The organism is Methylovulum miyakonense HT12 (assembly GCF_000384075.1).
Lineage (GTDB): Bacteria > Pseudomonadota > Gammaproteobacteria > Methylococcales > Methylomonadaceae > Methylovulum > Methylovulum miyakonense.
On record NZ_KB913025.1, the window covers coordinates 4305766 to 4323329 of the forward strand.

Genomic DNA, 17564 nt, shown 5'->3' on the forward strand with positions numbered 1-17564 from the left:
CAAATGTTTTTCAGAAGGCGTTGGCTGAAACTTTATCTCAGAGCCCGACCTCATTTTCTACCAAAATATTTTTGCTAAAGTTAAACAGCCAAAGCCTGTAGAATTATCAAATTGACCTATCTGAAGCGTCCCAATGACAACAACAGAAAACCGGATCGAAAACGATCTCATCGAAAAGCTAAGCCAACTCAAATACACCTACCGCCAAGACATCCGTGACCGCGACGCGCTGGAGACAAACTTCCGCGAAAAATTCGAGGCGCTCAACCGGGTGCATTTGACGGATACCGAATTTTCCCGGCTGATGGAACAACTCATTAACCCGGATGTTTTCGCCGCCGCCCGCACGTTGCGCGAACGTAACAGCTTCGAGCGTGACGATGGTACGCCGCTCCACTATACCTTGGTCAACATCAAAGACTGGTGCAAGAACACCTTCGAGGTCGTTAACCAGCTGCGCATCAACACGCACAGCAGCCATCATCGCTATGACGTGCTGCTGCTCATCAATGGCGTGCCCGTTGTACAGATCGAACTTAAGGCTTTGAAGATCAGCCCGCGCCGCGCCATGCAGCAAATCGTCGAGTACAAAAACGACCCCGGCAACGGCTATACGCGTTCGTTGCTCTGCTTCCTGCAACTGTTCATCGTCAGCAATCGCAGCGACACTTGGTATTTCGCCAACAATAACAGCCGACACTTCAGCTTTGATGCGGATGAACGCTTCCTGCCTCTCTACCAGTTCGCCGATGAACTCAACCAAAAGATCACCCATCTCGACACCTTTGCCGAAAAATTCCTCGCCAAGTGCAATCTCGGCGAAATGGTCAGCCGCTACATGGTGCTGGTCGCCAGCGAGCAAAAGCTGATGATGATGCGCCCCTACCAAATCTATGCGGTGCGGAACATCGTGGATTGCATCCACCAAAACCGGGGCAACGGTTACATCTGGCACACCACGGGCAGCGGCAAGACGCTAACCTCCTTCAAAGCCTCGACCTTGCTCAAGGATAACCCGGACATCGAAAAATGCCTGTTCGTTGTTGACCGCAAGGATCTCGATCGGCAAACACGGGAAGAATTCAACAAATTCCAGGAAGGCTGCGTCGAAGAAAACACCAACACCGAAACCTTAGTCCGGCGACTGCTTTCCGATGATTACGCCAACAAAGTTATTGTCACCACCATCCAAAAGCTTGGCCTCGCGCTCGACGGCAACAACAAACGCAAATACAAGGAGCGCCTGGAACACTTACGCAATCAGCGCATCGTGTTCATCTTCGACGAATGCCACCGCTCGCAGTTTGGCGAAAATCACAAGGCCATCAAAGCCTTCTTCCCCAACGCCCAGCTTTTCGGTTTTACCGGCACGCCGATCTTTCCAGAAAATGGCAGTTACCAGCAAATCGAAGGCCAAGAAGCCTCGATCATCACCACCGAAGACATTTTTCAGCAACAACTCCACGCCTACACCATCACCCACGCCATTGAAGACCGCAACGTCCTGCGCTTCCACATCGACTACTACAAGGCGGAAGGCGCGGCAAAACCCAAGGCGGGCGAAACCCTGACCCAGGAAGCTGTGGTCAAAGCCATTTTGGACAAACACGATGCCGCTACCGCCGGGCGCAAGTTCAACGCTATCCTGGCAAGCGCCTCGATCAACCACGCCATTGAGTACCACCGCCTGTTCAAGGCTATCCAAGCCCAGCGGCAGACAGAAGATAGTAGTTTCCGGCCTCTGAACATCGCCTGCGTATTCTCGCCCCCTGCCGAAGGCAACAAGGATGTGCAGCAAATTCAGGAAGACTTGCCGCAGGAAAAAGCCGACAACGCCGAAGCCCCGGACGAAAAGAAAGCCGCGCTGAAAGCCATTATCACCGACTACAACGCCGTTTACGGCACCAATCACAGCATCAACAACTTCGACCTATACTACCAAGACGTGCAAAAGCGCATCAAGGATCAGCAATACCCAAACCACGACTATCCGCACGCCCAAAAGCTCGACATCGTCATTGTGGTGGACATGCTGCTCACCGGCTTCGATTCCAAGTTTCTCAACACATTGTATGTCGACAAAAACCTTAAATACCATGGCCTGATCCAAGCCTTCTCGCGCACCAACCGCATCCTCAACGACACCAAACCCTATGGCAACGTGCTGGACTTTCGCCAACAACAAGATGCTGTGGACGAAGCCATCCAATTATTTTCTGGCGAAAAAACCGACCGCGCCAAGGAAATTTGGCTGGTTGATGCCGCCCCGGCGGTCATCGGCAAATTGGAAAAAGCCGTGGCCGCACTAGACAAATTCATGGCCTCCCAGAACTTGCCCAGCTCCCCGGAACAGGTCGCCAACATCAAAGGCGATGAAGCACGTAGCCAGTTCATCAATCTGTTCAAGGAAGTGCAGCGCCTCAAGACGCAGCTCGACCAATACACTGACCTCACTCCGGAAAACACCGAAAGTATCGCCCAGATCATAGCACCAGACCGCCTGCAAGCCTTCCGTGGCGTGTACCTGGAAACCGCCCAACGGCTCAAGACCCAACAGGGCAAGGGCGGCGGCGATTCCAGCACGGTGCAGCAATTGGATTTTGAATTTGTGCTGTTCGCTTCCGCCGTCATCGACTACGACTACATCATCGGGCTGATCGCCCGCTACAGCCAAGGCCAGACAGAACAACAGAAAATGACCCGCGACGAATTGATCGGCCTGATCGAAGCCGACGCCAAATTCATCGACGAGCGCGAAGGAATCGCCGCCTACATAGGCACGCTGAAAGCGGGCGCAGGTTTAAGCGAGCAAGCCATCCGCCAAGGTTATGAAAACTTCAAGGCCGAAAAAACCGCCCGCGAACTGGCGGCGATAGCCGGACAGCACAGCCTGGAAACCGCCGCGCTGCAAGCCTTTGTCGATGCCATCATGCAGCGCATGATTTTCGACGGGGAAAAATTAAGCGACCTGCTCGCGCCGCTAAATTTGGGCTGGAAAGCCCGGACGCAAAAGGAATTGGCTTTGATGGAAGACCTGACACCGCTACTGCACAAACTGGCGCAAGGGCGTGATATTTCAGGGTTGAATGCCTATGAATCGTAGGAGCGGGCCATGCCCGCGAAGGGTTGCAAAGGATCGCGTAATGTCTGCAAATCCACCATCCAGAAATCGCGCCCATGGGGCGCTCCTACGAAGAATGTTATGAATCCCAAGCCCGGCCACGCCGCCTTGCGTAAAGGGCGGGTTTCGATTGAGGGGCAAGTCTATCTTGTCACCACGACGACCTTAGAGCGCCAACCTTTTTTTGCCGATTTCAGGGCTGCACAATCCGCCGCGCAAGCTTTCGAGGATAAAGCGGTGCTGGCCGACGCAAAATTATTGGCCTGGGTTTTGATGCCCGACCATTTTCATGGTTTGCTGCAATTGGATGGAAAAACCAGTTTGCAAAACATAATGAACCGATTGAAATCCGCCAGCGCCCGGCGGGCTAACCAGGTGATGCAGCGTGAAGGCCCATTGTGGTCCAGAGCGTATCATGACCATGCGTTGCGGCAGGAGGAGGATTTATTGGAAACCGCCCGATATATTGTCGCCAACCCGATGCGTGCCAGATCGGTTCGGCGTGTCGGCGATTACCCATTTTGGAACGCAATATGGTTACCCACTCCGTAGGAGCGGCCCATGGCCGCGAAACCCACGAAATCTTCCATATGCCCTTATCGCAAGCAAGTCGCGGGCATGACCCGCTCCTACCCCTCGGACACACCGCTGACTGAATGGAAATTATAAATGTCATCTCCCATAACCCAACAAGACTTTAGCGACCTGTTACAGCATATTCAGCAATCACGCCAAAACGTCTTTGCCCACATCAACACCGCGCTAATCGACTTATATTGGCATATCGGCCTTACCATCAGCCACAAAGTCCAAACTGAGGCATGGGGCAAAGGCGTGGTCAGTGAATTGGCGCACTACATTGCCGAAACGACCCCAGCATCAAAGGCTTTAACGACAAGAACCTCTGGCGCATGAAGCAGTTTTATGAAACCTACCAAGCCGATGAAAAACTCGCGCCACTGGTGCGGGCATTGCCGTGGACGCACAACACCATTATCTTTTCGCGCTGCAAAACGCCAGAAGAAAGAGAATACTACCTCAATCTGACGGCAACGGATAAACTGACTAAACGGGAGTTGGAACGTCAAATTGACACATCAAATTTTGAGCGCAGCAGAATGGGCGCAAATCTCTCACCACTGGTGAGAGAATTACACCCCAGCATCGGCAACACCTTCAAAGACAATTATGTCCTGGAGTTTTTAGGCTTGCCGCCAGTGCACAACGAAAACCACCTGCAAAAAGCCCTGGTGCAGCACATGAAGCCATTCATCTTAGAATTGGGCAAAGACTTCATCTTCATGGGCGAAGAGTATCGCCTGCAAGTGGGCAACCAGGACTTCTTTATTGACCTGTTGTTTTACCATCGCGGCTTATCCGCACTGGTGGCCTTTGAGCTTAAAATCGGCAAGTTCATGCCTGAATACATCGGGCAAATCAATTTCTACCTCGAAGCCCTAGACCGCGACGTTAAAAAACCGCACGAAAACCCCAGCATCGGCGTGCCGCTGTGCCGAGATAAAGATGACGAAGTGGTGGAATACGCGTTATCGCGCAACCTATCGCCCACGCTGATCGCCCAATATCAGCTACAACTACCCGATAAAAAGTTAATCCAAGCCAAGCTGCATGAACTGTATGACTATGAAGAGGTTTTGAACTGGGAAGTGCGGCAAGGGGGTGAGTTATGAGTGTGCCTAAATTGCGGTTTCCTGAGTTTTGTAATTCGGCAGAATGGCAAAAAAAACAACTTAAATTGACCTGTCAGATGCAAGCAGGAAAGTTTGTATCGGCTTCAGAAATAAAAGATAAGTTTGAAGTAGGCTTGTATCCTTGTTTCGGCGGAAATGGGTTACGAGGATTCACGAAGACGTTTACACATACAGGGAAATATTCACTTATTGGTCGCCAAGGTGCTTTATGTGGAAACATTAATCTTGCAGCAGGGCAATTTCATGCGACCGAACATGCAATTGTTGTCACTCCAAGAAATAAAATGGCTATGTCACCGTTAATTATGGAAGGCTTAAACAACGTGGCTTTGAGCGAAAACCACAAGCCGCATTAAATATGGCTTTTGTCAGAAAGTAAAAAATTTTCAACAATTAACGGTGACATAGCTAATAAAATTGATAGTAACTGGCTTTATTATCAATTAGTTTTTCTTAACTTGAATCAATATGCAACAGGCCAAGCGCAACCCGGATTATCTGTTGAGAATCTTAAAAAAATTACTATTACAGTTCCCACACAAGAAAAGGAACAACAAAAAATTGCCGACTGCCTGTCTTCCATCGACGAACTCATCACCGCACAAACCCAAAAACCCGACACGCTCAAAGCCCATAAAAAAGGCCTGATGCAGCAGCTTTTTCCGGCAGAAGGTGAAACCGTCCCTAAGTTGCGCTTTCCTGAGTTTGGTGATGCGGGGGAATGGAAAATTAAGACTTTAGGCAATGTTGTAGAGTTTTTAGATGGACAAAGAAAACCAATTCGAGAATCAGATAGAGCTACTATACAGGGACAATACCCGTATTATGGTGCGTCAGGAATCATTGACTACATAAATGATTTTATATTTGATGAAGATTTGATTTTGCTTGGCGAAGATGGCGAAAATATTGTTTCAAGAAATTTGCCGCTTGTATTTAAAGTATCCGGTAAGTGCTGGGTAAATAACCATGCTCACGTTCTAAAACCAAATAAGCCGCACCATTTAGATTTCTTAGTTCAATACATGGAAAATCTATCTTAGAAGCTGTCTGGTAAAAAGTTTAAACACATTTTGCAAATGTTATTTTGACCATGGCGATGCGGACAACATTTTCGGCGGAAGCGGCCAGCACCTCGAAATCTTTGGCCAGACGGCGGAATCCACCTAGCCACGCGAAGGTGCGTTCGACCACCCAGCGCTTGGGCAGGACGGCGAAGCCGTCCTTGATCTTTTCCGAGATGTGCAGGGTGACACCCAGTTCCCCGTCGGCATACTTGACCGCCGTGCCACGGTAGCCCGCATCGCCGGAAAAGTTTCCGATGCCGGGGTACATCTCCTTCGCACGGCGCATCACCTCGCCCGCCGCCACCGTGTCGTGGATGTTGGCGGCATGGACTCCGACATGCAGCAGGTTGCCCAGGATGTCGACGACGATATGCCGCTTGCGGCCTTTGACCTTCTTGTTGCCGTCAATCCCCCGCTCTTCGCTGTTGTACTGGGTCTTTGCGCTTTGCGAATCGATGATGCCGTAGCTCGGCCCGGGGTTCCGCCCGGCCTCCTTACGGCATCGCCCGTTCAGGCTTTTCAGCATCGCCTCCCAGACGCCGCCCTTGTTCCAGCGGCTGTAATGGTCGTACACCGTCTTCCAAGGCGGGAAGTCGTTGGGCAGCATCCGCCATTGCACGCCGGATTTCGCCCAATAGAATATCGCGTCGACAACCTGTTTACGGTCATGCTTGCAGGCATTCCCACGCAGGTCTTCTGGTTCAAAGTAGTGTTTTATCAGCCCCCATTCTTTATCGGTCAAATCGCTTGGATAACCCATTTTCCATACCCCAAAAAAATGGTTGACTTTAACATTTATTTTTTTGCCAGACAGCTTCTAAGTTCTTTGAGATAACTGGCGGTACTCATCTTTTCTCTAATTGGATAATGTCTAACGTTACGGTAAGGGGCTGCCCGCGTGATGGCTTTTGGCAAAGCCGCTTACCTTTGACGGCTTTGCTTCGGTGATAGCCCGATTGGTCTAAGATGATGTGCAGTTTTTCTGCTTGCGGGTAGCCTTTCTTCAGTTTTGCAAAGAAACTGTTGATGGCGCTTGCATTGACGGTTTCGACAAACTCACTGGTGACCGTCATGGTGTTGAGTTCAATGGCGCCGATAATGTTGACCCGTGTTCTGGACGCTATGGTCGCGATGGATTTGTCCACGCCTTTTTTGATCCAGCCACAGCTGATTTTGGTTGCCATCGTCGGGTGTACGGCATCAATGAACAGGATGGGGTCATGCGCCGGGGTGTCTTCGAGCAACTTCAGATAGGTTCCGATAAACGCCTCTTGCAGGCGGATGTCCGCTTTGGCAGGCGTGGCTTTGGGTTGTTTATAGCGGAAACCGTGGGCTTGCAGCCATTTGGTCATGCCTGAGACGGTGTAAGCCACTTGCCATGTGTGTGCGGCATAGCCACAGATGTCTGATACTTTCAGGTAGGTCTTTTCTTGCAGGTGCTGCTCCAATGCCTGTGTTTGTTGCCCGTTTAATTTGCCTTCCGAGCCACCATTTTCAGGCTTGAGCTTTTCTTCTTGCGCCCAATCTTACAGGTGTCCGGCAACCGTCTCCGGGTGGATCCTGAGGGCTTGCCCTATGGCTTTGTTTGTCCAGCCTTCCGACTTCAACAACACGGCTTTTATTCTGTCCCGCACACGCCCGTTCCTTTCCACCCGGTGTTGGGTTTCCAGTGCGTCCTTTTGGGCTGTGCTTAGTTGAGGTGTCATGGCGGACTATTTGACAGGCAGGGAGTCGTGTTGTTTAAAGGTGATGGGTATAAACCATTCCTCCATTGGATAGGGGGAATGGTGTCAATCACTTAATTTGAGGCTAGGGCGTGATTTTAAAGAAAGTACCTAAGCCTAATTTACCGCCCCAAAAAGTCGTGCCGTAGAGGTTGCCGTCTGGCCCCCAAGTTAGGCTGGCTTCAGGATTTCTGCCGTTCGAACCGTCGAAATCGACTATGGTTTGAAATTTCCAAACGGTTTTTCCGACCGCTGGCGGAGTCAGCTTGAACACCCGGCCTGCATTGTATTTGCCTTCCTGGACAGTTGTCCCGTAAAGGCTGCCGTCTGCCGCCGCCGTCAGCCCACCAGTGGGGCCTTCCCACTGTGCACCGCGAAAAGCTTTTATGGTGCTGAAATTCCAAACATCCTCCCCAGCGGCGGGTGGCGTCAATTGGAAAACGGTGCCGCCGCCATTTTCCCCGTCGCTGGTGGTCGTGCCATAAAGCCTACCATCAGCCCCCCAAGTCAATTCCGACAGTGGATGAGAGCCATTTGAGCCGTCAAAATCGACCAAGGTTTGGAAGCCCCAGGCGGTTTGTCCCGCCAAAGGTGGGGTCAGTTCGAACACTGTGCCGGATTTGTGCAGGCCACCCCCCAAGGTAGTGCCATACAGTTTGCCATTATTTCCCATCACCAGCCCCGCTTCCGGTGACGCGCCGTTGGCGACATCAAAATCGACCAAAGTTTGGAAACCCCATTCGGTTTGTCCAGCCACAGGTGGAGCCAGTTGGAACACCACGCCCGCACCGCCTTGACCACCATACCGAGTGACCCCGTATATATTGCCCGCCGGATCCAACAACAGTTTAGGGAACGGATATACCCCGTCCGCCGGATCGCCAAATGTTTTCAGTATCTTGCGGACTTTTTTACCATTTTCGTGGGTGATTTGAAACACTAGGCCATTCTGATTTTTGCCACCGCCTTGGGAAGCAGTCCCGTATATATTGCCTACCGAATCTACGATAACACCGGAAAATGGGTATTCACCATTTCTCCCATTAAAATTTGCCACAGTCTTGACATCACTAATACTCCAGCCCACTTCCCCCTTCGGAGGGAGCTTGACCTGAAATACCTCGCCTTTACTGTATATGCCGCCCAACAGGAATGTGCCGTAAACATAATGGCCTTTAGGGGCAAATGTTAGGCCGCCCGAAGCACCGTAAGGCAAATCGTCAATTAAGGGGGTGAACTCAAAAGCCAACGCCGATTGCTGCCAACCAATGCCGACCAGCAACGGGATAACTGCGTTGAGGCAAAGTTGGCGCCACTGCCGTGAGTAAGTCCTGCCTGCACGGTTGGTAAAATGTAAATCATGATTTTTTTGTAACATAAGAAAACCTCAATAAAGAAAACAACAAAATGTCCGCATCGCCTACTTGTGCGCCGCACTATGGCGGCTAATCAAGCACTTGCATTGTTCCAATAACAGGGACTCAAGCACAAGGCTGTATTGACAAACACCTTAGGTATTTTGCACATCGCGACCCGGACTGGGTATGAGTTCTAGTCTTTAACATTTCAAATACCCATTGACGCCAATAAGCTTACAGAACAGGCTGCTTTGTCAATTGCCCTACGTTTGCCAGCCAGCCTTTTTTCCGTTACATTCTGTACACCTTAAATACTCCACAAACTTTGCTGGATGTGCCTATGCGTAAACTACCCCCGTTTTTGGGCTTGCTGATAGTCTTTTTTTTCTTGCTAGGTTTGGGTTTGGCAAATCTTGTTTACGCCACGCCTAGTGATGATCCCGATATTCTGGCAAGGCGTGGTCAACAGCAAGCTCCGCACCAAGCCTCCGCACTTCCTGTCCTGACACTTAGTAAACCCGCAGGTGGCTGGACTAGCAGTATGCAAATGGGAGTGGCGGGTACGTGTTCCGATGCTGAAGCCGACCCGATCATCATTAATATCAACGGCGTACGCTATTACGCCCGTAACAATAACGGCAGTTTCTCCCGCTCATTCCCGGCGGGCAAGGGCAAAAACAGCATTATCGCCGAATGCGCCAATAGCGCCGGGAGTTCTAAGGCATCCGTGACCGTTGATGCGGTGATTCCGGCGATCCCGTTCAAAGTGGTGCTGACCAGCGACACCAATTCGGTCTACACCGACTTGCATATTTATGAACCCGATAACAGCCATGTGTATTGGGCCGATACCGAATCTGCCAGCGGCGGCATTTTTTTCCTGAACAATGACGGCGAAAGCTTCGACAAGGCGGGTTACGGGCCGTATATGTATGTCCACCCTGCCCCGCCGCTAGGCGTGTTCCGTATCGACACCAATTACTGGCCCGGTGGCGCGGTGCAACATACCTTGGCGAATTTGGACATCATCTTGGATGAAGGCCTGCCGACCGAAACCCACCGCCGCATCCAAATCCCCTTGGCACGGCCTAACGAAACCCGGACATTGGCTTATGTGGCCTTCGTCGGCAACCGCCAGCCTGCAAAAATCTTTGTCCCCAGCCAGGATAATCCCCGCGATACGCCCGCAGAAATTCAAGAGTACATGAGCCACGAACCTCCCCGCGAAGGTGAAAGTGAAGAACAAAGCAGTATTGACAGCCCAGCTTATCTGATCCCGCAGGACGAAACGGCCTTGCGCCAAGCCGTCACCGATGTCGCGCTGTTCCAGGCGCAACGGCCCAGCCCGATGTGGCATCCTAACCAGCGGGATTGCGCGGGCCTGATCCGCTTTGCTTACCGCACGGCCTTGGAAGCACGCGACACCGGACGGATTGCGAAATTGGGCATCCCGGCAAAACTGAATTTACCGCCGCTATCTGACCAGGCGCGGCAACTGTTCCCGGAATTCCCGAAAATCTGGCAAACCGGATTGGACAATAAGGGCCCGCGTTTTGGCTATTTTGCCGATGCCGAAACCTTGGTCGGCTACAATTTCCGCTTGAAATCGCGCAATGTCACGACAGCGCGTAGCGGCGATTTGCTGGTCTACCAAAAACCGATGGACAATGACGAACCTTTTCACTTGATGATGTTCGCCAGCGGACGCGCCGACAATCTGGCGGTTTACCACAATGGCGTACAGGGTGACGATGCCCAAGTCCGCGTGGTGCGCATCAGTGAATTATTGGAGTCGCCCGATCCGGTGTGGATACCCAGTAGCCAAAACCCTTATTTCCTCGGAGTCTACGAATGGAACCGCTTACGCCCACAAAACGGCTAATCCTCATCGGGACTGCGCTGATATTGGCAATTGCCGCCACCGCCGGCATCCTTAGCTACCGCCGATTGTCAGAAGTGCCATTAGGCAAAATGGTCAGGGGCGGTTTGCCGATGCTGGATTTGACGGTCATCTTACGCGATCGGGATAATAAAAATCTGGACGCGCACGATACCCTGTTGGGCAGCAATGAAAAACCACCTGTAGAAGTAGAGAACCCCCATTGCCCTACCTTAATTGGCGGCGACAGCAGTTCGGCTACCGTTATCGGCGCTTGGGACAAACGTCCGGCGGATTGCCCGCAACAGGCGTTTTGGTATGTCAAACAACACCCGATTGCCTTGACACTGTATTTCCACCAAGGCGAAGCTTTCCTAAAATGGTGGGATGGACAAGCACAAATCAAAGCCTTGCGTGATAGCCGTTTCATGCAAGGCTTATTTTTTGGCTTGCTGAAAAGCCTGAAAATCAAAGCCGAGGAACTCCATCTGCAAGGCTTGCAAGGCGAGTTTCTGGGCCAATTGCTGCGCGATGCTATCGGCGCTAATGCCGAACTGCATTACGACATGAGCCACGGCGAACGCGGCTGGGTGCTGGCTTATCAACGCAGTGACAGCGCTTTTGCCGAACAGGCCCTGCCAGCGATGGCGGGCTTGCTCGCCGACAACGGTTATCAGTTGGACAATCTGCCGGAACCGATTCTGGCTATGCGTATTGGTTTGCAGCATTTTTTCCTGACCGAATACGAGCGGCACATTTACTTGGCACAAAGCCTGGAAGCCTTGCTGAATGTCCTCGAAAACAAAGATACAATGGAAGAATATGACGATGATGTCCCGCTACGCCTAGTGCTGAGGACAGACGCTTTTGTTGACCATTTGCCAGCCGTGTTAACGACCTCGGCTAAAGCTGACATCGCCTTGGATTTTACTTTACAAGCAAACACCTTAGGCAATTTGCAACTGCCCGCCGGCCCGTGGCAAACACCCTTGCATGACAAAATCTTCGAAGGGGTGTTGGCTAGCATTCCGCATGACGTGTTCGCCGCCGTCGCCACCAGTTTCCGCATACCCGCGACGTTAACTAGCGAAGATTGGCAAAAGCTGTCCAGCAACGGCCCGCCACAATCGCCGCCGGGCCCGGAACCAGGAGGATTGGCCTTGCTTTGGGATTTTGACAAGGCCACGCCCGGCGGGGCTATCGGTATCGTCATCGCCAATCCCGGCGAACCCCAGGCCAGCCCCGCTTACCGTCAATATTTGCGCAATGGCGAATTGGCCGAAGAATGCGCGGGTGGCAGCGTGTTCCTTGCCGCCAGTTCGCAAGGGCTGCTCAACCGTATGAAAGAAGCCTGCGCCCGACAATCCTTAAGTCCGCTGGACTGGCAACACGGCGTTGATAAGCCCCGCTATTTGTCGGCGCAATTGGCCAGCTTCATCAACCCCGGCACGGCGATGCGCGAATTGTTCTTAGCGGGAGGGGCTGGAGATAATACTGACGAAAGCGATCTGGCCCCGCGTTGGCAGCAAAATTATGAGCAAGCCAAAGCCGCCATGCGTCAAGATGGCGAAAAACTGTTCCGTAGCTTGCCGATTTTTAGTTATGCCGGACGTGTCGCAAACGACAACGGCCTAGCAAGCCTGGAAGGCAAAGCCATCAGTCAGGAGGCAGGGCAATGAGAGTCAACCAACCAACCACTAACCCCAGATTCGGATTAATCTTTTTCCCCTGGATTTTGCTATTATTGCTTTGGCACTGTTGCGCCTTTTCACCCGCAGTGCTAGCGGGTAGCCCGTTTTATCTGACCGCCGAACGTAGTTTCAGCAATACCGAAGCACCGACACTACGGCTGGATTACACCGACATCGACCCGCCCATGCTCTTGAGAGTGTTGAAGCCAAGCAATCTGGATAGTTTTTTGGATGGCCAATTTAATATCAGCCGCAGCTACGAACAGCCGATCAGCGAGCTGAACCCAGGCCATTATTTTGCCAGGGGCTTAAATGCCGCCGAGTCGCCATTACGTTTGTTCCGGGGCATGATGGCTAGCGATTTCCGTAAATCCTTAAAAGGCACGGCCTTTAACCATGCCTTGCTCAACGTCACCCAAAAACCCTTGGTAGCCGTCCCGCAGCAAGTCTTGGTCGCCCCGCCCTCCGGTTTCCAAATCCTCAAAGAAGAGTTCCTAGACCTGAAACACAATAAAGGCAGGGACACCCATGACCTAAGTTGGTGGTTCGGGCAAGATTATTATCTGAGCAGTGAATATAAAATCCGCCCCATCCAGCTGCCGCCACTGCCGGACGGCATTTATCTGGTGCAAGCCGTCCAGGGCAAAAGTGAAGCGCAATGCCTAGTGCAAGTCAGCAGCCTGTCCGTACAAGTCAAACAATCCAGCGAACAATTGCTGGTGCGGATTATGGACAGAGGGCTGCACCCCGTGGCGGATGCCAAAGTCAGTTACCGCGACGGGCGCGGGGCGTGGCAAGTTTTGCAAGGCACGAGCAATACCGCTGGCGAAGTGGCTTTTAACAATCCTGACGGCAACTTGGACGGCAAATTGCTCATCAAAGTCGATGCGCCCCCTGCCAGCACTGGCGGAACGGGACGCACCGCCTTGACATCCACAGATTTTCTCCCTGCCCAAGCCAAAGGCAACACGGTCTTTATCATGACCGACAGGCCGATCTTCAAACCAGGGGAAACGTTTTTCTACAAAGGCATCATCCGCACCTTACAAGACGGGCATTTGCAAATTCCGCCCCTGCCATCACGGCAAAGCCAAGTGTCGTTACTGCGTGCCGACGGCAACGCGACGGGCTTGCAGGGCAATAGCACCATCAGCGATTTCGGTTCTTTCTCCGGCAGCTTCTATCTTGATCCAGGCCAAACCCCAGGACTGTACCGCTTGCTAGCGCAAATCGACCAACAAGCTTACGCGGGGGAGTTTCGGGTACGCGATTATGTCAAGCCCACTTATTATTTGGAATGGCTGGAACGCAGCCCCAGTATTGTCCCTGGGCAAACCTTCAAATTGAAATTCCGCGCCAAACGCTACAGCGGCGGCGTCCCTCAAAACGTCAAATTCGAAGTGTTTTTGTACCGCAAAAAATTCGAAACGCCCCAATTTGTTGAAGAAGCGGGCGAAGGCTTAAGTGCAGGCAGCGATTATACCGGCCAAGTCAAATCCGCCGCCCCGCTCAGCCAACCGCAACGTTTGTTCAGTTCCATCGAAGCGCGCCAAGCGGCGGAACTCAGCAATCCGTGGGAAAATGCCGCCCAACTTGATGATAACGGCGACGGCAGCTTCGAATTTACTGTGCCGACAAACGCTGATAACAAGCCCGATCAAGAATGGGTGTATTCCCTGATGGTACGCGCCCAAGATAACAGCGGTGGCTTGGCGGTGCTGACAGAAAACATCTACGCGACCTTATCCGAAGCGCAGCCTGTTTTGGGATTCAACAAGACTATCGCGGCTGTCGGTGAAGCCAATTTGCAATTGCAGGTGCAATCGAATTATGCCGATGGTAAACCCGCCGCCAATGCGGGTGGCGTGATTGATGTGACGCTGGAACAACCCGGCAGCGGCAAGCGCGACATGCTCAAACTGCCCTTCACAACCGACAGCCAAGGCCGCCAACAATTGCCGATTCCGGCTTTGCAAACCTTCGGTAGGCTCAGCGCGGTGGCGAAATTAGAAACCTTGGACGGACACGCGCTCAGCCATCCTTCCAGCTCACAAGTCGCGACGGTCATCGTCGCAGGTAACGGCGGCGAAGCGGTCGTTGATAAGCAAGAACTGGCGTTGTACACGTCCAGCACGATACTCAGCCCTGGGGAACAGGCCAAAGTGTTTGCCTTGTTGCCTAAAGGCTGGGGCAATCAGGAAAGCGGGACGATCTGGGAAACCGTGGCGGGCGGGCGTATTTTCGATAGCCGTGGCAGCCTGACGAAAGGCAGCAGCCACTGGTTTGAAATCACCGCCAAACCGGAATACGGCACGGGTTTTTACCACACTGTCACCGTGCCGGTAGCGGGTGGCAAATACGCCGAACAAACTTTGGGCTTCCGTATCGTGCCAAAAGATAAGCGTTTGCACATCACCATCTTGCCTGAAAAAGCCGAAACCGAACCATTGAAACCCACCCGCATCACTTTGGAGGTCAAACGCGCCGATGGCACGCCTGCCGCCGACACCGAATTGGCGATGTCCATCGTTGACCGCGCCGTGTATGCCGTGCAAGCGGAATTCCGGCCCGGCATTTTCGACTTTTTTTATCCTCTGCAACGCAGCAATGTCAGCACTTTTTATTCTGACGAACTGCAAGGCTATGGTTATGCCGATTTATTGCGCAAACCCAATTTTGCTTTGAGCGCCTTAAAAAGCCAAAGCAAGTTGGCAAAAAAAGCCATGCGCGACACCGCCGATTGGTTCCCGCATCTGCTGACCGATGCCCAAGGGCGGGTCAGTGTCGATGTCGATATGCCCGCCAATATCACCGAGTGGTTGGTCACGGCGATTGCCAATGACAAGGACGGGCGCATCGGCGAAGCCACGGGGCAATTCCGCACCGTCACCGATGTGGCGGTCGAAATGGTCGGCCCGCAATTCCTGCGCGATGGTGACGGGATGGAAGTGGCGGTCAAGCTGATTAACCAGCTGGCCTATCCGGTAACCATCAGCGGCAATATCACCTTGCCTGATTCCTTGCAGTTATTAAATGGCGAAACTAGCCGCCAAATCGAGCTCGCCGCTAACAGCGAACAGCTTTGGCCTTTACTCTTAAGAGCCTCAGGGCAAACGGGTTCGGCGGCAATCCAAATCAGCCTAACGGCACCGGACAAGGTCAGGGTCGGCGGGGCTGAGGAATTTGACATCCCGCTCAAACCAGCGGCCTTAGCGCAAGTTTACAGCAGCAAGGCGCACATCAATCTGCTGCACACCGACATTCCGGCAACGGCGCAAATCCGCCAGTTGGATGTGCGGGTCAATTCCGGCCTGTTAGGAGCGGCTTTACAAGCTGCGGTGATGCTCGTCGAGTATCCTTACGGCTGTACCGAACAGCTTGCGCACAGCACAGCCCCTAATCTGGTGCTGATGGATTTGATAGCCCGTGCCGGGTTCAAGCCGGAAGAACTGGGGCCGTTGGCGGAAGTATTGAACCGCGCCCGCCAAAACGCCGCTTTGGGCATACGTAAATTGCGCGGCAACCAAAAAGCCAACGGCGGCTTTAGCCTCTGGCCTAACGAAAGCGAAGCCAGTTTGCCAGTGACCCAAATCGCCATGCAAGCCTTGAAATACGCGCAAGAATTAAAAGTGGAAGGGGCCAGCAAAGCCTACTCAAAAGCCCAGGAATGGCTGTCAGAACAATCCGGCACTAGCCAAGCGACTGACGGTTTCACCTTGGCGGGGTTTACCCAATTCGAGACTTGGTCAACGCCTTGGGAACGGCAAGCGGATTTTGTCAGCCAATTGGCGGCTAACCCCCAAGCCAGTGCCGATGATCTGATCTATGCCTTGCGTATCCTGCATTATTATCAAGCCATGCCTTACCATAGTTTCAACCAACGCTTCCCTAATCTTGAGCAAGTGCGAAAAGATTTGCTTGGGCGCTTGCAACAGGCTTTGGGACAACTTGATCCCGCCGTTTATCAGGCGCAGCCAAACCCGCAATTGGGTTTTAGCACGGGTCTGTCTAGCTTGGTTTCCGCCGGATTGGGCGTGTTGGATGACGCCCAAGCCCTGCCGCAGGAATTAGCGAATAAATTAAAGCTTGTTTTGTTGAGCAGCCAGAAAAACGGCTACTGGACATCGACTTACGACACGGCGCAAGTGATTTACAACAGCCGGAACCTTCTCAGCAAAGAAGCGGCAGCCGCCCGTGACGCTAAAAGCCCGGCCCATGTCATAAAAGCCTTAGATAAGAACGGTAAGTTTTTGGGTAAATTATCCGCCATTCCAGGCGGTTATATGGGAAGCTTTACCCAATTCACTAAGCAAGCCGACCTCAGCGACATCCGTCTGGCGGAGCTGAACATTGACGAAACCGCCAGTGCCAATATCCACACGGATGTCCCTTATCCCGTGGTCGCTGCCAAAGCCGACGGTTTGCAAATCGAGCGCAGTTATAGGCGCATCATCGCCAATGGCACTAGCCCCTTGGATATGAACCAAAGCTTGAAAATAGGTGATCTGGTCATTAGTGAAGTGCATGTCAAACGCATAGGTGATACCAAGATTGCGGGCAGCGATTTTGTCGTGATAGAAGACGGCATCCCCGCCCTAGCCGAAGGCATGGAAAACGACCAGACCTATTTGGCGGATGCCAAAGTCCAAGTCAAAGAAGGCAGTTATTGGGGCAATATCAAAGAAACCCAGCGTTATCCAGACCGCATCGTCCGTGTCGCCAAATTGCTGTCGGGCGGGGAATTGTCGCTGTTCCAAGTGTGGCGGGTCACCCGTCCTGGCAAAGTGGCTGTCGCCCCGGCGGTGGCATTTGATATGTATAACGAAGCCATCCAAGGCAATAGCACGGCGGACAAGGTGAGTGCCGAAAAATAGGCCAAAAAACAGAGTCCACGAAATACACGAAATACACGAAATACACGAAATACACGAAAATTTTATCATATTGTTTTTTTAGTACTTTTTGTGCCTCGGCAATTTTTTCTTACATTGCGAAACCTCCTATATCCATGC

At 52.3% G+C, this 17564-nt stretch carries 11 protein-coding genes and 2 pseudogenes; 9 read left to right on the forward strand and 4 right to left on the reverse strand.

Features of this window, described 5'->3' with window-relative positions:
• The first annotated feature begins 133 nt into the window (after positions 1-133).
• From METMI_RS0121080 to METMI_RS24945, 6 genes and pseudogenes are all read left to right on the forward strand, one after another.
• Positions 134-3103, forward strand: coding sequence for a type I restriction endonuclease subunit R (locus METMI_RS0121080; protein WP_019868282.1), 2970 nt, complete (start codon positions 134-136; stop codon positions 3101-3103).
• 99 nt (positions 3104-3202) lie between these two features.
• Positions 3203-3673: an REP-associated tyrosine transposase gene (locus METMI_RS0121085; RefSeq protein WP_019868283.1), complete on the forward strand. Its 471-nt coding sequence runs from the start codon at positions 3203-3205 to the stop codon at positions 3671-3673.
• 117 nt (positions 3674-3790) lie between these two features.
• Positions 3791-4173 (forward strand): annotated as a pseudogene (locus METMI_RS28045) (DUF1016 N-terminal domain-containing protein); the annotation flags it as partial.
• 66 nt (positions 4174-4239) lie between these two features.
• Positions 4240-4812, forward strand: a complete 573-nt coding sequence (locus METMI_RS24940) for a PDDEXK nuclease domain-containing protein (protein WP_232215327.1) — start codon at positions 4240-4242, stop codon at positions 4810-4812.
• Positions 4809-5189 carry a restriction endonuclease subunit S gene (locus tag METMI_RS0121095; protein ID WP_019868285.1) on the forward strand — a complete coding sequence of 127 codons (381 nt, stop codon included), beginning with the start codon at positions 4809-4811 and terminating at the stop codon, positions 5187-5189. Before METMI_RS24940 ends, METMI_RS0121095 begins: the two co-directional genes overlap by 4 nt.
• Before the next feature lie 9 nt (positions 5190-5198).
• Positions 5199-5876 carry a restriction endonuclease subunit S gene (locus METMI_RS24945; protein WP_019868286.1) on the forward strand — a complete coding sequence of 226 codons (678 nt, stop codon included), beginning with the start codon at positions 5199-5201 and terminating at the stop codon, positions 5874-5876.
• A gap of 19 nt (positions 5877-5895) precedes the next feature.
• On the opposite strand, the gene METMI_RS0121105 is transcribed toward METMI_RS24945, so the two are convergent.
• From METMI_RS0121105 to METMI_RS0121115, 4 genes and pseudogenes are all read right to left on the reverse strand, one after another.
• Positions 5896-6642, reverse strand: a complete 747-nt coding sequence (locus tag METMI_RS0121105; RefSeq protein WP_232215268.1) for an IS5 family transposase — start codon at positions 6640-6642, stop codon at positions 5896-5898.
• 103 nt (positions 6643-6745) lie between these two features.
• Positions 6746-7399: pseudogene (locus tag METMI_RS24950) on the reverse strand (IS630 family transposase); the annotation flags it as partial.
• 27 nt (positions 7400-7426) lie between these two features.
• A complete protein-coding gene (locus tag METMI_RS27265) occupies positions 7427-7606 on the reverse strand; it encodes a helix-turn-helix domain-containing protein (RefSeq protein ID WP_156829935.1) in 180 nt (59 codons plus the stop codon).
• Between the two features lie 103 nt (positions 7607-7709).
• Positions 7710-9002 carry a choice-of-anchor tandem repeat GloVer-containing protein gene (locus METMI_RS0121115; protein ID WP_019868289.1) on the reverse strand — a complete coding sequence of 431 codons (1293 nt, stop codon included), beginning with the start codon at positions 9000-9002 and terminating at the stop codon, positions 7710-7712.
• 320 nt (positions 9003-9322) lie between these two features.
• Here METMI_RS0121115 and METMI_RS25850 point away from each other — a divergent pair, with 320 nt between their 5' ends.
• Genes METMI_RS25850 through METMI_RS0121130 form a run of 3 tightly spaced genes read left to right on the forward strand, consistent with a single transcriptional unit; the run spans position 9323 to position 17426 of the window.
• Positions 9323-10864, forward strand: a complete 1542-nt coding sequence (locus METMI_RS25850; protein ID WP_019868290.1) for a DUF1175 family protein — start codon at positions 9323-9325, stop codon at positions 10862-10864.
• Entirely contained in the window at positions 10834-12540 is a 1707-nt protein-coding gene (locus METMI_RS0121125; protein ID WP_019868291.1) for a hypothetical protein, read from the forward strand. Before METMI_RS25850 ends, METMI_RS0121125 begins: the two co-directional genes overlap by 31 nt.
• Entirely contained in the window at positions 12537-17426 is a 4890-nt protein-coding gene (locus tag METMI_RS0121130) for an MG2 domain-containing protein (protein ID WP_019868292.1), read from the forward strand. The genes METMI_RS0121125 and METMI_RS0121130 overlap by 4 nt, the downstream gene beginning before the upstream one ends.
• The last annotated feature ends 138 nt before the right edge of the window (positions 17427-17564 follow it).

Excerpts from the sequence above, each read along its gene's own strand:
- METMI_RS0121130 (WP_019868292.1), top strand. The coding sequence starts at position 12,537 with ATGAGAGTCAACCAACCAACCACTAACCCCAGATTCGGATTAATCTTT.
- METMI_RS0121115 (WP_019868289.1), bottom strand. The coding sequence starts at position 9,002 with ATGTTACAAAAAAATCATGATTTACATTTTACCAACCGTGCAGGCAGG.
- METMI_RS0121125 (WP_019868291.1), top strand. The coding sequence starts at position 10,834 with ATGGAACCGCTTACGCCCACAAAACGGCTAATCCTCATCGGGACTGCG.
- METMI_RS0121095 (WP_019868285.1), top strand. The coding sequence starts at position 4,809 with ATGAGTGTGCCTAAATTGCGGTTTCCTGAGTTTTGTAATTCGGCAGAA.
- METMI_RS0121085 (WP_019868283.1), top strand. The coding sequence starts at position 3,203 with ATGAATCCCAAGCCCGGCCACGCCGCCTTGCGTAAAGGGCGGGTTTCG.
- METMI_RS27265 (WP_156829935.1), bottom strand. The coding sequence starts at position 7,606 with ATGACACCTCAACTAAGCACAGCCCAAAAGGACGCACTGGAAACCCAA.
- METMI_RS25850 (WP_019868290.1), top strand. The coding sequence starts at position 9,323 with ATGCGTAAACTACCCCCGTTTTTGGGCTTGCTGATAGTCTTTTTTTTC.
- METMI_RS24940 (WP_232215327.1), top strand. The coding sequence starts at position 4,240 with ATGGGCGCAAATCTCTCACCACTGGTGAGAGAATTACACCCCAGCATC.
- METMI_RS0121080 (WP_019868282.1), top strand. The coding sequence starts at position 134 with ATGACAACAACAGAAAACCGGATCGAAAACGATCTCATCGAAAAGCTA.